16 protein-coding genes and 1 pseudogene are annotated in these 15,843 nt (G+C 43.6%); 8 read left to right on the top strand and 9 right to left on the bottom strand.

The window, feature by feature from the left end; genetic code table 11:
* Positions 1-199: 199 nt before the first annotated feature.
* The gene (locus tag IGJ15_RS09825; protein ID WP_010747954.1) at positions 200-859 is read right to left on the bottom strand and encodes an HD domain-containing protein; all 660 of its coding nucleotides are present in this window, start codon (positions 857-859) and stop codon (positions 200-202) included.
* Positions 849-1,772, bottom strand: a complete 924-nt coding sequence (locus tag IGJ15_RS09820) for a dihydrodipicolinate synthase family protein (RefSeq protein ID WP_010747955.1) — start codon at positions 1,770-1,772, stop codon at positions 849-851. The genes IGJ15_RS09825 and IGJ15_RS09820 overlap by 11 nt, the downstream gene beginning before the upstream one ends.
* Positions 1,773-2,108: 336 nt before the next feature.
* Between IGJ15_RS09820 and IGJ15_RS09815 the strand changes: the two genes are divergently transcribed.
* The 3 genes from IGJ15_RS09815 to IGJ15_RS09805 are packed head-to-tail and all read left to right on the top strand — an operon-like array spanning position 2,109 to position 6,320.
* The gene (locus tag IGJ15_RS09815) at positions 2,109-3,941 is read left to right on the top strand and encodes a beta-glucoside-specific PTS transporter subunit IIABC (protein WP_010747956.1); all 1,833 of its coding nucleotides are present in this window, start codon (positions 2,109-2,111) and stop codon (positions 3,939-3,941) included.
* A gap of 46 nt (positions 3,942-3,987) precedes the next feature.
* The gene (locus tag IGJ15_RS09810) at positions 3,988-5,451 is read left to right on the top strand and encodes a glycoside hydrolase family 1 protein (RefSeq protein WP_430599044.1); all 1,464 of its coding nucleotides are present in this window, start codon (positions 3,988-3,990) and stop codon (positions 5,449-5,451) included.
* A gap of 20 nt (positions 5,452-5,471) precedes the next feature.
* Positions 5,472-6,320, top strand: coding sequence for a PRD domain-containing protein (locus IGJ15_RS09805; protein ID WP_010747958.1), 849 nt, complete (start codon positions 5,472-5,474; stop codon positions 6,318-6,320).
* 67 nt (positions 6,321-6,387) lie between these two features.
* Here the strand turns inward: IGJ15_RS09805 and IGJ15_RS09800 are convergent.
* From IGJ15_RS09800 to IGJ15_RS09790, 3 genes and pseudogenes are all read right to left on the bottom strand, one after another.
* Positions 6,388-6,483, bottom strand: a pseudogene (locus IGJ15_RS09800) (HIT family protein); the annotation flags it as partial.
* Positions 6,484-6,566: 83 nt separating this feature from the next.
* A complete protein-coding gene (locus IGJ15_RS09795; RefSeq protein ID WP_275851999.1) occupies positions 6,567-7,862 on the bottom strand; it encodes an ISL3-like element ISEfa11 family transposase in 1,296 nt (431 codons plus the stop codon).
* Positions 7,863-7,975: 113 nt separating this feature from the next.
* Positions 7,976-8,275 carry an HIT family protein gene (locus IGJ15_RS09790; RefSeq protein ID WP_430599043.1) on the bottom strand — a complete coding sequence of 100 codons (300 nt, stop codon included), beginning with the start codon at positions 8,273-8,275 and terminating at the stop codon, positions 7,976-7,978.
* 209 nt (positions 8,276-8,484) lie between these two features.
* Between IGJ15_RS09790 and IGJ15_RS09785 the strand changes: the two genes are divergently transcribed.
* The 4 genes from IGJ15_RS09785 to IGJ15_RS09770 all read left to right on the top strand — a co-directional run bounded on the left by IGJ15_RS09785 (position 8,485) and on the right by IGJ15_RS09770 (position 11,371).
* Complete coding sequence (locus IGJ15_RS09785; protein ID WP_005235260.1) at positions 8,485-9,465, top strand: aldo/keto reductase; 981 nt, start codon at positions 8,485-8,487, stop codon at positions 9,463-9,465.
* An 88-nt stretch (positions 9,466-9,553) separates the two neighbouring features.
* Entirely contained in the window at positions 9,554-9,958 is a 405-nt protein-coding gene (locus IGJ15_RS09780; protein WP_005235261.1) for a MerR family transcriptional regulator, read from the top strand.
* 66 nt (positions 9,959-10,024) lie between these two features.
* Positions 10,025-10,585, top strand: a complete 561-nt coding sequence (locus tag IGJ15_RS09775; RefSeq protein WP_430599042.1) for an NAD(P)H-binding protein — start codon at positions 10,025-10,027, stop codon at positions 10,583-10,585.
* Between the two features lie 168 nt (positions 10,586-10,753).
* Complete coding sequence (locus IGJ15_RS09770) at positions 10,754-11,371, top strand: YitT family protein (RefSeq protein ID WP_008378566.1); 618 nt, start codon at positions 10,754-10,756, stop codon at positions 11,369-11,371.
* A gap of 52 nt (positions 11,372-11,423) precedes the next feature.
* Here IGJ15_RS09770 and IGJ15_RS09765 read toward each other — a convergent pair whose 3' ends face one another.
* The 4 genes from IGJ15_RS09765 to IGJ15_RS09750 are packed head-to-tail and all read right to left on the bottom strand — an operon-like array spanning position 11,424 to position 14,503.
* Entirely contained in the window at positions 11,424-12,188 is a 765-nt protein-coding gene (locus IGJ15_RS09765) for an ABC transporter permease (protein ID WP_010747960.1), read from the bottom strand.
* A complete protein-coding gene (locus IGJ15_RS09760) occupies positions 12,185-13,096 on the bottom strand; it encodes an ABC transporter ATP-binding protein (RefSeq protein WP_010747961.1) in 912 nt (303 codons plus the stop codon). Before IGJ15_RS09760 ends, IGJ15_RS09765 begins: the two co-directional genes overlap by 4 nt.
* The gene (locus IGJ15_RS09755; RefSeq protein ID WP_010747962.1) at positions 13,093-13,320 is read right to left on the bottom strand and encodes a PLD nuclease N-terminal domain-containing protein; all 228 of its coding nucleotides are present in this window, start codon (positions 13,318-13,320) and stop codon (positions 13,093-13,095) included. The genes IGJ15_RS09760 and IGJ15_RS09755 overlap by 4 nt, the downstream gene beginning before the upstream one ends.
* Positions 13,313-14,503: a helix-turn-helix domain-containing protein gene (locus tag IGJ15_RS09750; RefSeq protein ID WP_430599040.1), complete on the bottom strand. Its 1,191-nt coding sequence runs from the start codon at positions 14,501-14,503 to the stop codon at positions 13,313-13,315. The genes IGJ15_RS09755 and IGJ15_RS09750 overlap by 8 nt, the downstream gene beginning before the upstream one ends.
* Before the next feature lie 170 nt (positions 14,504-14,673).
* On the opposite strand from IGJ15_RS09750, the gene IGJ15_RS09745 reads away from it, so the two are divergent.
* Complete coding sequence (locus IGJ15_RS09745; RefSeq protein WP_010747964.1) at positions 14,674-15,825, top strand: glycerate kinase family protein; 1,152 nt, start codon at positions 14,674-14,676, stop codon at positions 15,823-15,825.
* Positions 15,826-15,843 lie beyond the last annotated feature (18 nt).

Genomic DNA, 15,843 nt, shown 5'->3' with positions numbered 1-15,843 from the left:
GAAGGGGTGTCTGTTGATTGAAGAAAACCACTTGCTGCCCTTTGATTTGAATAGGCGCGTAGGAGCAGCGAAGGGGCGGGGGATTTTAGTGGAGAAAGAACGTTTAGAATAACAGTAAAAGCCCTCTGATTCATTGCAGGCACAACTGCGGCGCTGAATCAGAGGGTTCCTATTTGAAGTTTGGTGCTGGATCAAAGTGTCAATCGTCAGTTTCTTTGCTTGTAGCGATAACTAACGGCACGATTTTTTCAAAGGAGTGACGGAAGCTTTCAGGTTGTGCTAATTTTTGATAGATGATCGCCAAACCGTCTTGGTTTTTGCGATAATCCAACCAAACCTTCAGCTTACTTTGAGGACCGTATTTCTTTGAAATGTACTGATACGCTTCATGATGCAATTGTTCTAAATCTGTCAGCTGCTTTTTCTCATAAGCAAAAAGCAAGGTACGCTTGAGGATTCGCTCAAAATCTAAGTCGCGATCGGCTTCGGAAATAATTTTGCCATAAAGCGAGCGAGGCTCATAGGGCAGCGAGGCGCGATGATCTTCTACAGCTTCGCCGATCATTGAAATGACTGGAGGAGAGAAAAAGCGTGGCAACACAGCATCTTGTTCAACGATCTTGCGGGAATTGCTTTCGTGGTTTTTGCGGCCATAGAGCAAGCCGATATCATGGTAGGCAGCTACCGTATAGACGATATTCAGGTCAACGGGCAATGTTTCAGCAATTTCAAAACTATTTTGGATCACTTGGTGGACGTGCGCTGGGGAGTGACTGCTATCCAATTGGTTGTATTGCGGGATGATGGAGCTTTCAATATAGTGCTTTAGTTGTGGATCAATCGGTGCATCAATCTTCATTTGTCTGGTTCTCCTGCCTTTCATGTGCTAGATGAGGGGGAATTGAGCCAGTGCCAAACCGATCAATTGTTTCTAGACCTAGCGGCTGACGACAAAAGCCAAAGGGCTGTCCATCAATGGTGATTTGCTGCTTGAGCCACGGAAGGTAACTGATGGTATTGGTTGGATCGCCAGCAGCTGCTTGTTCCATATTCTGCCATTCATTCGACGTAGAAATCGTTGCATCACCTTTCAATAAGCCCTGCCAAATCACCTGGATCTCCTTGGGACAAAGGTTTCCTGCCATTGATGACAGCCCGTTAAACCCTAGTGCGACCTTTTCCGCCAAGTCCGCTTCACCACCAGCATAAAAGCGAAAATCGGCAGCCGTCTTTGTTTTTAGTTGAGGCACTCGCTCCTTCCTGCCAGCTTCTTTTAAGCCGATCACCCGAGGGTCAGCGATCAAGGTCAAGATACTTTCTTCAGATAAATCAAAGCCCGTGCGGCGGGGATTGTTGTATAAAATAACTGGTTTTTCGCAAGTATGGATCAATCCCTGAGCATAGAGCACGGCTTCCTTTTGCGTCAGGCAAAGATAAGGGGGAAAGCCTAAAACCACACCATCGATTCGGGGATTTTTGCTGACTGCTTCTGCCAACGCGAGCGTTTCATGAAATACGATGCCAGCTAAACCGAAGAGGACTTCGAAATCGGCTGCCCAGCTGGTTTCTTGCGCTAAGGCATGTAGAAGCTGTTTTTTTTCTGTCAAGGTCAATGAGTGCTGTTCACCGGTGGAGCCGCACACCAAAACCGATTTGATCCCTTGCTTTTGCAGTTGCAAGATATGAGCGATCGTTCTTTTCGTGTCAAGTCTTTCTGCATGATCAAATGCTGTTGGGACGGCAACATGCAATGAGTGATTCAATGAAGTCATCCGATTCATCCTTTCTTGTGATACGTTTAGCCAGCGATGTTCTTCTTGCTTCTGGTGCAAGCCAAGGAAGACGAAACAACTAATTATCCACTAAGTGTAGCAAACTTCTCGTTTCAGCAAAAGGCTTAGCAAAATATTTTTAAAACGGTGGTTGCGTTTTCAAATAAAGCATGGTATTATGCAAGTAATAAAACAGGCATGTGACTGGTAATGCAGGCAGGACCTATAAAAAACATGGAAGGGATCGTTGGATTCCGTTCAATGTTTTTGTAGGTGCTGCCTGCTTTTTTCTTTGTTTGGCCAACAAAGGAAAACTAATTAAAGGAGAAGAAAATTATGAATGTAAAAGAAACGGCAACTGCCATCGTTGAGTTGATTGGCGGAAAAGAAAATATCGCACATTTGGAACATTGCTCCACACGCTTGCGCTTTACCTTAAAAGACAATAGCCTCGTACAAAAAGATGCCTTGGAAAAAGTCGCTGGCGTGATTGGGGTGCGACAAAATGTTCAATGCCAAGTCATCATCGGCAATGATGTCGTTGAAGTGTATGATGAGGTTATGAACGTGTTAGGTCATGAGCTAACAGCTGATGGAGGAAGTGAAGGCAAACAAAAACAATCGTGGGGTGCGGTCCTGCTTGATTTTATTATCTCGATTTTTCAACCGTTGATTCCAGCAGTCGCTGGAGGGGGCGTCTTGAAATCCTTACTGTTACTTGCTTCTGTCACTGGATTGATGGACAATACGAGCCAGACGTATCAAATTTTGAATCTGATCGGTGGCGCACCATTGTATTTCTTACCGATTTTAGTGGCGATCACCACGGCAAATAAATTAAAGGTCAACCAATTGGTGGCGGTTTCCGCTGTCGGTGCCTTGATTTTGCCTGAACTAACGACACTATTGACAGATGGCGCAGCGTTCATGGGCTTCGGTTTACAAAATATCGCCTATGCGTCACAAGTATTTCCAGCAATTTTAACGGTTTTATTTTACGCTCAAATTGAAAAGCTATTTACCCGAATCTCACCAAAACCGATCCGTATCTTCTTTGTTCCGATGATGAGCTTAGTTATTACGGTTCCAGTTGCTTTATTGATTTTAGGCCCATTAGGCTTTGAAGTCGGAACGATTTTTTCAGCAGCGATCATTTGGCTGTATGCCCATTTAGGTTGGGTGGCAACAGGGATTTTAGCCGCTGTTTTACCATTGATGGTGGTTACTGGTATGCACAAAGCCATGATTCCCTATGCTGTTTCGTCCATGAGTGAGATGGGGGCAGAGCTGTTATACTTGCCTGCCTCATTGGCACATAACATTGCAGAAGCTGGTGCTTGTTTTGCGGTGAGTGTTCGGACCAAAGACCAAAAACTTCGTTCAACCGCTGTTTCTGCAGGCATCTCCGCCCTTTTTGGCATCACCGAGCCTGCTTTGTATGGGGTGACGATCCTGCATAAACGAGTGCTTTACGGCGTGATGGCTTCCAGCCTAGTTGGTGGAGCGGTGGCTGGTTTGTTTGCCATCAAGGCCTTCGCATTAGTTGGCCCTGGTCTAGCAAGTATCACTATGTTCGTGGATGAAGCCAACCCGATGAATCTTGTGTGGGCATTGGTCACGTTAGGGGTATCCTTTGCTGTTTCTTTTGTCCTTGTCCTTTTCTTATTCAAAGACAAAGTGGTAGAAAATAAGACGACTGTTGCCGATCCCAAAGCCGAAGTATTGAGCAAACCAGTAGATGGGCAAGTGGTAGCTTTATCTGAAGTCAACGATGAAGTCTTTTCAAGCGGCATGATCGGAGAAGGGTTCGGGATCATTCCGACGTCTGGCGAATTGATCGCACCAGAAGATGGCGAGATCACGATGTTGTTTGAAACCAACCATGCGATCGGGTTAAAAACCCGCAATGGCGCAGAATTGCTCTTTCATATCGGCTTGGATACCGTTCAACTAGTAGGCAAACACTTTACCCCTTACGTAAAAGCGGGGGATCAAGTGAAACAAGGGCAACCGCTGATCCAATTTGATTTGGATGCCATCAAAGCAGCTGGTTTTGATCCAATCGTGATCTGTGTGGTCACCAATCAAGAAAACTTTACGGTCAAAACGATCGAATCAACCGATGAGCAAAGCGACCAAGGCGTTCTATCGATCGCACCGCTCGTCTAAACAAATGAGCAAAGCAACAAAAACAATGTAAAAGGGGATTGAAAAAATGACTGAAACAACTTTTCCAAAGGACTTCTTATGGGGTGGCGCAATCGCCGCAAATCAAGTAGAAGGAGGTTGGAATCTTGGCGGCAAAGGCTTGTCGGTGGCAGATGTGGCGACCTACAAACCTCATGTCGATAACAAAGATTATGCGGCGCACATGAACGTGACCGTAGAAGCCGTCAAAGAAGCGATGGCAGATCCAACAGATACCATTTATCCAAAACGGCGAGGAATCGATTTCTATCACCGCTATCCAGAAGATTTGGCTTTGTTTGCGGAAATGGGCTTTAAAGTGTTGCGATTGTCGATTGCGTGGACCCGTTTGTTCCCAACCGGGGAAGAAACGACACCCAATCAAGAAGGGATCGCTTTTTACCGCAATGTCTTTCAAGAAATGCAGCGCTTGGGGATCAAACCGATCGTAACGTTGTCTCACTATGAAATGCCGCTAGCGCTTAGCTTGAAGTACAATGGCTGGGTGGAACGCAAAGTGATCGATGACTTTGTCCGCTTTGCAACCGTCTGTTTTGAAGAATTTGGGGAGTATGTGGAGTATTGGCTGACCTTTAACGAAATCGACAGTATCCATCGTCATCCCTTTACAACAGCGGGCATCATTCCAGAACAATCAGAAGCAGGCAAAGAAGAACAGGATGTGTATCAAGCGCTCCATCACCAATTTGTTGCCAGCTCATTAGTGACCAAAATCGCTCATGAGAAAAACCCAAACAATAAAGTTGGCTGCATGTTAACGAAGCTAATGACATATCCATTGACTTGTGACCCATTGGATGTTGAATTGACCTTAAAGAAAAACTTGGAAAATGATTTTTATGCGGACGTTCAAGTCAAGGGGGCTTATCCGCGAATGATTGAAAAAGATCTGGAAAAACGCGGCATCAAAATTGAAATGGCACCAGAAGACCGCCAAATCTTAAAAGATCACACCGTTGATTTTCTTTCCTTTAGTTATTATATGTCTATGGCCGAATCAGGTGATCCAAATGCCGAACGGACACCGGGCAATACGGTTTTAGGGGTAAAAAATCCCAAGCTGCCATCAACTGAATGGGGCTGGCAGATCGATCCTAAAGGCTTGAAAATCTCCTTGCTTTCATTGTATGATCGGTATCAAGTGCCATTAATGATCGTTGAAAATGGTATGGGCGCCGTGGATGTCCTTGAAGACGGCCAAGTGCATGATCCGTATCGGGTCGATTATTTCAAGGCACACTTCAAACAAATGAAGGAAGCCATCGATGAAGGGGTCGATTTGATTGGTTATACTTCTTGGGCACCGATCGATCTGGTCAGTGCTGGGACGTCACAAGTGACGAAACGCTATGGCTTCATTTATGTGGATGCCGATGATGAAGGAAACGGCAGTTATAACCGTTTGAAAAAAGATTCCTTCGACTGGTACAAAGAAGTGATCGCCACCAATGGCGCAAGTTTGGCAGAATAAACAGTGAGGAGCGAGAGTGCATGATTTACATCAAGAAAGTCTTAAATTCAAGTGTCGTACTTGTTGATAAGGAAGGCCAAGAAATGATTGCACTTGGGAAAGGCATCGGCTATGGAAAGAAAGTCGGCGACAGCATAGCCGATACCCAGATCGATCAAGTTTTTCTGCCAATCGATGAAAAAAAATCAGGTCAGTTTGCCGATTTAGTGGATGAGATTCCGTTGTACTATTTTGAAATGACCAAAGAAATCGTCCAGCTGGCGCAAAAAATGCTGCCATATCCGCTAAATTCAACGATTTACCTCACCTTATCGGATCACTTGCACTTTGCTGTAGAACGTCAGCAAAAAGGCTTGAGTGTGACGAATCGGCTCTATTGGGAAATCAAGAATTACTATACAGAGGAATTTCGAGCCGCCGAACAGGCACTGCGCTTACTGAAAGAGAAGTATCAGATTGAGCTGCCAGAAGAAGAAGCCTCCAATATCGCGTTTCATTTGATCAATGCCCAGTCGAACACCGAGGAAAATCAAGATGGGTTGAAAAAGGCCAAATTGATCGGGTTGATCGTCAATATGGTGCGCTACTCGATCCAGCAAGACGTCAACACCAATTCGATCCATTACAATCGCTTTATCACCCACGTGCGTTTCTTCGTTGACCGATTCTTTTTGGATGGTCTGCTGCAAGAAGAAGATGAAGGACTATACCGTCAAATGTGGGCTCTTTATCCGAATGCTATGGAGATTGCGACAAAAGTCAAAGCCTATATCGATAAAGAATATCAAACGAAGATCCCTGTCAATGAAATCGTCTATCTAGGCGTTCATATCAATCGGTTGATGAACCATTCAGCGATCAATTCCTAAGCGTCCTCATTTTTAACAAACACAAACAAGCCGTTTCCCTTTGCTGGAAGAAACGGCTTGTTTGTATTTAGTAGGCTTGCTTGTCAGGAATCACGCCTCGAACGCCGCCTTTTGGTTCCTCCACGTCGCCTTGGTAGCGTGGGATCAAATGACAATGGCAATGAGGCTCTTTGTCAATAAGGACTGATGAGTTGTGCAAAATCAAATCTGGGTCAGAATGAACCACATTCTGGCTCAGATTTTTTGTTATCTTACATTGATTAATTGATTGATCAAAAAGATTCTAATTCTCATGTTCTCGAATGATTTAAATCCGTAGGATACTCGTTTCATTGTCTTTATGTGGGTATTCTTCGCTTCTATTTTTCCATTGGAATAAGGATAGATCATTGCGTTGGTGATGCCTTCTTCATGAGTAAGAAGGTTTTGAAGCTTTTCCCGAAAGCTGTCATCTAACGTTTCGGGAAGTTCTGCCAATAAGGAGAAAAATAAGTCAGGGTCTTTGTCTCGAAAGGCTTCAACTAATTCATGAAAAAAGGGATACGCCTCCTTTAGGGGCGGAGAAAACTCAAGCAATCGATCAATCATCATTGCTTCAGTAAGAAATGGGTATTTTGGTGCTCGGAAACTTTTCCATGTTTTGTATTCATAATGGTTGATGTTTGCACGATTTTTTAGCAAAAAGCGCCAGTTCTTTTTCAGTTTTTCTGCCTGGCTTTTCTGTCCGGCTTTACGAAGTTCATTCATTTCACGGATACGCAACTCATTGAACGCTTGATTCATGTGTTTGACAATATGAAACCGATCAATCACTACTTTCGCATTTGGCAGAACACGTTTGGTGAGCTGGAAGTAGGCGGCGTTCATGTCTGTCACCAAGAATTCTACTTCTTCCGGATTGGTACAACCTAAAAAATAACTTGTTAATCGGGGTAATTTACGCGTAGGCAAAACATCTATTAGTTTTCCTGTTTCGCCATCTGCGCAAATAAAGCTCATTTTATCTTCTATGGAAGCATGCGAACGAAATTCATCAACCATCAATACTCTTGGGAGAATCTTCTTAGATTGCTTTGGTAAATAGCTTTTAAACTCTTTCAATGTACGAATAACGGTGGTCAAAGATACCTGACAGCTTTTCGCAATAAAAGATAAAGATACTTTTTCAGTCAGTAAAGAAGCAATTTTATATCTAACATGATTTGCGATTGAATGTCTGGGTTGGACAAAATAACTTTGAGCAGTCCAATGGGTGCGACAGTTTTTACAGGTATAGCGCTGCTTTTTTAGGCGCATAATCAAAGGCATATGATTGTATTGTTCAAAACGGACAATCGTTTCCTTCTTCCCATTTTTCACTATAATTGCTTTCCCGTTTCCATCTACCACAGTAGAACCACAACTTCTACAAGCACGAGGAGTAGGCGAGAGAACAGCATCGACGACCAACGTCTTTTTCTTCTGAAGGGTCTCGTAAGAGACCTCTGTAATCATCAAATCTTTCTCTATTATTCTCAGCATTTTTTTGATAGAATCATTCATATAGCATATCGTCCTCTCAGTTGTTTATTTTGTGGTGATTTAATCATACTAGAGAACGATATGTTTTTTAATACCTAAAATGAAAATGGGGCTGAAGAATCAATTCTGATTCATCAGTCCCATAAATTATAGAGCCGGCAATGAAAGACCGTCTGTCCGGCAGCCTCCCCGCAATTGAAGCCGATGTTGAAGCCGTCTGGTCGATAGGTTTCCAACAAATAGGCTTTGCCTTCCTGCAACAAAGCCTGCAAGTCTTGTAATTCCTCTTGGGTGAGGGCAAAATAATCCCTTCGATGTTCTTTGGGGATCAATAGCAGGTGTCCAGGGGTGACGGGAAACTTATCAAAGATCGCATAAAAGCGTTCGTTTTCAATGATCGCATGTTTTGAGGCAGTACAAAAAATACAAGTCAAAATCTTCCGCTCCTTTTTCTCAGCTAGATAGCGTATCGATACTTATCTTTAATGTACCAAAAGCTGATTCGAAATGAAACGCACGACAAAAAGCATGTCCTTTTGAGTCATTTGCGAGTAAAATGAAAAAAAGTTTGCTGATTCGCTTGACTTAGAGTGCACTTCAACCTGTATGCTTAGTGTAACTTAAAAAACAGGAGGACGAGCAAATGAACTATGTAAAATTTGGCAATACGGGACTTGATGTGTCACCATTATGTTTAGGGACAATGGGATTTGGCGATCCCAATAGTGGCTTTCATGAGTGGGTGTTAGAAGAAGCGGATAGTCGCGAAGTCATCAAAAAAGCCTTGGATCTAGGCATTAACTTTTTTGATACGGCAAATGTCTATTCTTATGGAGCGAGCGAAGAAATCGTCGGTCGAGCATTGAATGATTTTGCTCCGCGGGATGAGATCGTGGTTGCCACAAAACTGTATTCAAAAATGAAGCAACGGCCAAACAGTGGAGGGCTGTCTCGAAAAGCGATCTTTTATCAAGTCGAACAAAGCTTAAAACGCCTACAAATGGACTACATTGATTTGTATATCATCCATCGTTGGGATTACCACACGCCAATTGAAGAAACCATGAAGGCATTACATGATTTGGTGGTTTCTGGAAAAGTGCGCTATATTGGTGCATCCGCGATGTATGCTTGGCAATTTGCCAAAGCACAAGCAGTTGCAGAGAAAAATGGCTGGACCAAATTTGTTTCGATGCAAAATCACTTAAACTTGCTTTATCGAGAAGAAGAGCGAGAAATGATGCCCTTGTGTGCCGATCAAAAAATTGCCGTGACGCCATATAGTCCTTTGGCTGCTGGACGTTTAACAAGAGATTGGGGTGCAGAGACCAAACGGTACTTAACGGATAAAACCGCCAATCAAAAGTACGACAAAACGATGGAACAAGACCGGGAGATCGTGGCACGAGTCGCAAAGATCGCTGATAATCACCAAAGCAAACGGTCGCAAATCGCCTTGGCTTGGTTATTGCAAAAAGAACAAGTGGTCGCACCAATTATTGGCGCAACAAAAGAAAGCCACTTATTGGATGCTTTACCTGCCCTTGATCTAAAGCTGACTGCCGAAGAGATTGCTTATTTGGAAGAGCCTTACTTGCCTCATGCAGTGGTAGGAGCGGAATAATCAGACACAGTCAAAAGCGGCTCCTTGATTAAAGAGGGAATACACCGCGAATGAGGAAGAAAAAACGCGAAACAAAGGGAGTGAAGCCATGAATATCAAAAAAGTCAGTGAACTGAGCGGTGTCTCAGCTGATACCATCCGTTACTATGAAAAAATTGGGCTGATTCCGCCGGTCAAACGCAATAAAAACGGTGTTCGTGAATTTGATGATGACGACTTAAAATGGATCACCTTTACCAGACAAATGCGAAACGCTGGACTATCGATTGATGGGTTGAGTCATTACCTGGCTTTATTTGAAGAAGGGCGAGGGACGGTTCCTGAGCGCAAGCAGCTCTTAGCAGAACAAATTGCGGTACTCAGGGAGAAAATCTCAGATATGACGGAAGCTGTTGAACGTTTAGAATACAAACTAGAACATTACGACGAGCATGTTCTGCCGACAGAAGAACGATTGCGTCAACGAAAAGCCAATTTGGTCACTAAGTCTTAATGACTGAATTCGCTACTATGGAAATTGAAACGTTCTGCTCAATGGAATCCAATAGAAAGGAAGCTTATGAAACGAGTTGCGATTTTAGGTGCTGCTGGAACGATTGGGCAGCTGACACGCCAAACACTTTTAGAAAGAACCAATTTCTCCCTAGTACTCTATGCCCGCCAGGCAACGGAGCGTTTGCAACAGATTGATGCTGCGCGTGAGACGATCATTGATGGTGACTTTCTCGATTTAGGACGACTCGTACGGGCATTGCAGGGTTGCCAGTCGGTTTTTTTGACGGATATCCATGATCCGCGGGCAACGCTGCGGGTGATCGAGGCGATGAAATTAGCAGAGGTCAGCCAATTGATCAGTGTCGCACCAGAAAGAAACCTTTGTCATCCAGATGTATTAAAGCAATTGGTGTCCGCAACTGATCTTTCCCTTTCCCCGAAAAAGCATCAGCTGCTTTTGCAGCAAAAAAATCGCTTGATGTCCTATCAATTTATTAAAGGATCAGAATTGTCGGTTTACTTTGTTCATTTGCCGTCAGAGAAGAAATGTATGGCGAATAGAAGAGCATGGCGGGAATCTATTGTAGAAGAAATCCTTTCCGCTTGTGATTGCTGTGCAGCTTAACAGCAATCTTAAAGGAATGAAAAAATAGCAGAATACTTTCTTGAAGGTCAGAATCAATTTTTTCATGTTTTCATGAAAAAATTGGTTCTTTCTTTTACAAATTTTTTGATAGAATAGACAGAAGCTTTTATACATAAAAATAGTTGCCAGATCGAAAGGAGAACGTTGATGGAAACACTTATCAAAAAAAATCTTGCTTTATTGCTTGGGGTGCTATGGATCTGCATCGCATTAAACTTCTTCCTTTTACCTCACAGCATTGCTTCTGCCGGCGTCGGGTCGATTGGCTACCTCATCGAAACTGGCTGGTCGATCAATCGCCATATCGTTGTCTGGGGTATAAATTTATTGATGCTGGCCCTTGCGTTTTTACTTTTGAAACGAGAGGTCTTTGTCAATACGGTTATCGGTAGTTTGGCATTTCCCGTTCTTCTAGCACTTTTACCAGAAATTATGCTGCTGCGCTTTTATTCCATCTCATTGATTTTAGGTAGTTTCTTCTTTAGCTTCGGCATCTTTTCGCTCTACAAAATTGGTGCGTCTAATGGCGGCGTGACGATTCCGCCACTAATTTTGGAAAAATACTATGGCATTCGCAGATCTAGTGGGGTTTTCTTAACCAATTTGATCATCATCTTATTGAACCTTCTGATCTTTTCTTGGCAAGAAGCACTTATTTCTGCCTTTTCAATCTACTTGATTGCCTTCTTCATGCGGCTCTTCATGAGAATCGAACAAAAAATGCAGGCCAAGAAATCTGTGAAAGTCCAAGGAACAGCAAAATAGAGTAACATTTCAGAAGCAAAACATCGGTGCAAAAAATCTGCACCGATGTTTTTTAATATTTTCTTTTTCTTAGAACAGCTATGGAACCAGTCAAACAAGCGATGATCAAAAAGCAAGTTAACAACAGTGCTGGCAGCAGTTCCCCTAGTTTGATTTGGTCGGTTAAGTAGTTAGGAAATTGGCTGGAAAGGGAATATGGATTCCAGTTTGTTACTTGACTCCATAGGTTGCCTAACATGCCCATCAGATAACAGACGCCAATAAACAACAAACCTTGATAGATACTTTTAGCAAAGCTGGAACCTAGCAGCAGGATGCTGATTGCTAGTAAACCGAAAAGCCAATAGCTGACCAAAGCGCTAGGGACTTGAGCAGCGCTGGAATCATCGAAATAAATCATCGTATAAAAAGCACTGACACTGGCACTTAGGAGGTAACTCAAAGACCAAAGAATCATTAAATAGCAAGCTTTGGCACAGACGATCGTGGTTTTTGGTAAGCCTCTGGTGATCAGCTGAATAAAGGTACCCTGATTTATTTCGGCTGAGAGCGTATCGGTAAAAAGAATCACAAATACTAGCAGGCCAATCGTGCCGATGTTGCTGTAAAACTGAAGCCACGCATCGATCGATGTCGGATCAGCAATCGTGATTTCAATCGATTCCGGCATCATACTGGCCATCAGTTCTGGCATGATTTTGGCAGTAAAGGGAGAAAGCATACCAATCAGGGCAAACAGGATCAAGCAAATCAGTAGTTTTTTGCTGCGAATACCGCCGAGAAACTCTTTTTTTAAGAAAACAAGAAACGCATTCATTTGATCACCTCCAAATAAATCGACTCTAACGATGGTTCGATTCTTTGAAAGGATTCTGGGACAATGTGTTGTTCGTTCAGCAATTGTAGCAGCTGTGAACCGATATTGGTTCCAGTTTGTTCATCGATCAGTAATTGATTGTTCTTTCTTTTTGCCGATATGCCGTGGATTGCTAACACTTTGGCAAATTTTAAATGGTCACCTTCGTCGGTAAAGACAATCCCAAAGACGGTTTTTCGATAACGGTTTTTTAAGGAATCCATCGTTTCGAACGCACGGATCTGACCTTTGTGCAAAATCGCAATATAATCTGACAGCTGTTCGACATCTGCGAGAATATGAGAGGAAAAAAGCACTGTCGTTTCTTCTTTGATTTTTTCCAATACATCAAGAAATGCTTTGCGTCCTAGAGGGTCTAGTGCGGATGTTGGTTCATCACAAATCAAGATGGCGGGGCGGTTGATCAGAGCTTGGGCTAACCCTAGACGTTGCTTCATGCCGCGAGAAAAGCCAGCGATTTTTTGTTTCGAAGCTTTCAGGCCTACCAACTCTAAGACTTCCATCACTCGCTGAGGCTGAAAAGATTCTTTATTTGGCTGAATTTTTCCGCAGAAAGTCAAATATTCTACAGCTGTCATAAACGAGTAAAACTGCGGTACATCTGGTAAATAGCCGATCCAGCGATTGGTCTTGGCTGAGCCGAATTGCACCACTTCGCCGCAAACGGTGATTTCGCCTTCATCAATGGGGAGCAATCCTAAAATCGCCTTCATGGTCGTTGTTTTGCCAGCACCATTTTCCCCGACAAACCCCACAACGCTGCCCTTTGGAACCGAAAAGGTTAGGTCTTGCAGCACTTGTTTGCGCCCAAAACGCTTGGATAAATGGTTGATCTCGATCATCTTCATTGTTGGTCCTCTTTTCCGAAAGCAAAATAAAGGATAGGACCGATCAGGCTAACAAAACAGGCGATGAAAAGCCAAAGAATGCGGGAGCCGAATTTAAATTGTTCTTGTTTTAAAATATCGCGAACCGCCAAGATGATCAAGACCAATTGCAAAACAATCAAGGGGATCAGTACGGGCAAATAATCAGACATATTTTCTGGTATATTTAGTGAAACACTATTCATGTGAAGCCCTCCTTTGTGGCTCATTTTCTTGTTCGGACAGTTTTTGCAGCTGCTGAAATAATTCTTTAAATGGCGGTTTTTCTTGATACGGTTCGAAAAATGGTGTCAACTGTGCTAACTCAAGAAATTGTTTTTTGACACTGCTGGAGTCTCGAGGGATCTGACTGCCTAATTCTAATTCGCTGATCCACTCATCGATATCGTGAAAATAATCATCCCCTTTTAAAACGATTTCTTCAGGTGTTGTTGCTATTGTTTTGACGTACTTTGCTAATGCATCTGCTAGTAAGTCCTCTTTTCCTAAAGCTGCAAACGAAACCATTCCAGCGGCTAAAAAGTTCAGCACAGAAATAGGATGTAGCCTGGCCAGTTGGAAGCTCTCGCTGAGTGCCAGTCCACGTGCATAGGTTTTTTCCAGTTGCTCCTCGTCTTGTGTGAGCATTGCTAAATAATTCGTTAGCAAACTCATAAAAATAATTAAGTACTGGTAAATCGCACTTTGCGTAACGATCTCAGCTTGTTGCAACTGATTTTTTTGCTGAAATGCTGCGGCAATCAACGGTTCGCTAGGTAAAAAAGAGAGAGTTTTCGTGCCAAGGATCGCCAAGACTTCTTCTGGCTTGTTTCTCATCAGAAGACAATAAGCATCGATCTGTTTCGCTTGTTGTGCCAGCTCACTGTCTCCTTGGTCCATGATCCGTTGGTACAGGGTTTCTGCTTCCTTCAAATAGGTATTTTTCTTTGCTTCCATCAAAGCGTCTTCGTAAGTTTGCCCTTTCGGGACGCATTCTACGGGGACATCCGGCAACAGATCCCAATGATTCAAGTAAAAGGACCCCATTTGTAATAAGAATGGATAACAAGAGTAATACCGTTTGGTAAAACTTTGAGCAAGAGCGAGAACTTCCGTTGGTGTTTTTGTTTGGAAGGCGTCTTTTAATAATTGATAGATTCGCTGGATCTCTTTAGGTGATAGCTGCGAGTCCAAAATCAATAATTCATCGACGCTGCAATCAAAATACGCTGCTAATAAGGGCAGCGAGGTGATATCTGGATAAGACTGTCCCGTTTCCCATTTCGAAACGGATGCTTTGGACACATTCATAAACACTGCTAATTCTTGCTGGGTAATACCTCGTTGTTTTCTTCTCCGAGCGATTTCCTCGCCAATTGGTAAGTCCATAGTGCACCTCCGATAGGTTTGTTTGGTATACTTCTATCATAAGAGGAGAAGAGATGACTTACAATGGATTGCTAGTTAATTTTTGGTTGATTTAATTAACTAAAAGTTGATTATAAGGCGAAGTATTCCAATCTTTGGGAAAGAGATGATCGTAAATGAGAGGTAGAAAAATGAAAGTTGTAGCAGCGATCGATTCCTTCAAAGGAAGTGCCACTTCCGCAGAACTAAATCAAGCGGTCTTAAGCGGGTTTTCAGACCAGTGGGAAACACGCAGTATCCCAATCGCTGATGGGGGAGAAGGGTCAATGGCAGCAGTCATTGCTGCGCTGGGAGGCAATTACGAAACGGTTTCAGTGACCGCTCCATTAGGCGGTAAGTTGCAAGCCCGTATGTTGGTCACAAAAATCAAGGAAGAAAAAATTGCCCTGATTGAATCTGCAGAAGTGATTGGGTTGCAACTCGTGGAACCTAGTGACGAGACCACCCGCAATAGCTCTTCTTTTGGTTTAGGCCAAATGGTCTTAGCAGCTTGCAGGCGAGGTGTGAAAAAAATTTACCTGACCCTTGGCGGTAGCGGCACTTCTGATGGGGGCGTAGGCTTTTTACTTGCGCTAGGAGCAACCATTCAAAGAAACGAGCGGATGGAAAACAATCCTTTGCTGCAAGCAGAATCTCTGGCGCTCAGCCAGTTGAACCCTCTGCTTGCACAAATTGACCTGTTTGCATTGGCCGATGTAACGAATCCCTATTTTGGCAATCAGGGATTTGCGCCGGTTTTTGGTCCGCAAAAAGGGGCATCCCAAGAAACGATCCAGCAGTTGGATCAGCAGGCAAAGCGCTTGGCTGAGCACATCAAGCGGACCGCGGGGATCGATCTGGAAGTCCCTGGCGCTGGTGCGGCAGGTGGGCTTGGTGGTGCTATTCGTTTGGCAGGTGGACAATTGGTTCCAGGATTTGCGACGATCGCTTCATTGGTTGGATTTGAGGAAAAAATCAAAGGAGCAGATTTATTGATCACCGGCGAAGGACGCATCGATGGGCAAACCGCTGGGGGAAAAGTACCCTATGGTGTCGCGTTGCTCGCCCACGAACATCAGGTCCCGGTTGTTGCCATCTGCGGCTCTCGAAATGACGATCTAGGAAAACTGCCGCAACTATTATCTGCCGTCTTTTGTATCCAGCAAGGTCCGATTTCGTTGACAGAAGCGATGGAGAAAAAGCGAACCTTAGTGAATGCTCAACAGACTGCTCAAGCCATCGCTAGTTTTGTGGAGCAGTGGCAAAAAAAGACTGAATCAGACACTTCACATAGGACTGAATAAGAAGATAACACCAAAAAA

The sequence above is a fragment of the Enterococcus sp. AZ079 genome (assembly GCF_050547255.1).
Classification (GTDB): domain Bacteria; phylum Bacillota; class Bacilli; order Lactobacillales; family Enterococcaceae; genus Enterococcus_D; species Enterococcus_D casseliflavus.
This window is presented reverse-complemented; position numbering and strand designations above follow the sequence as displayed.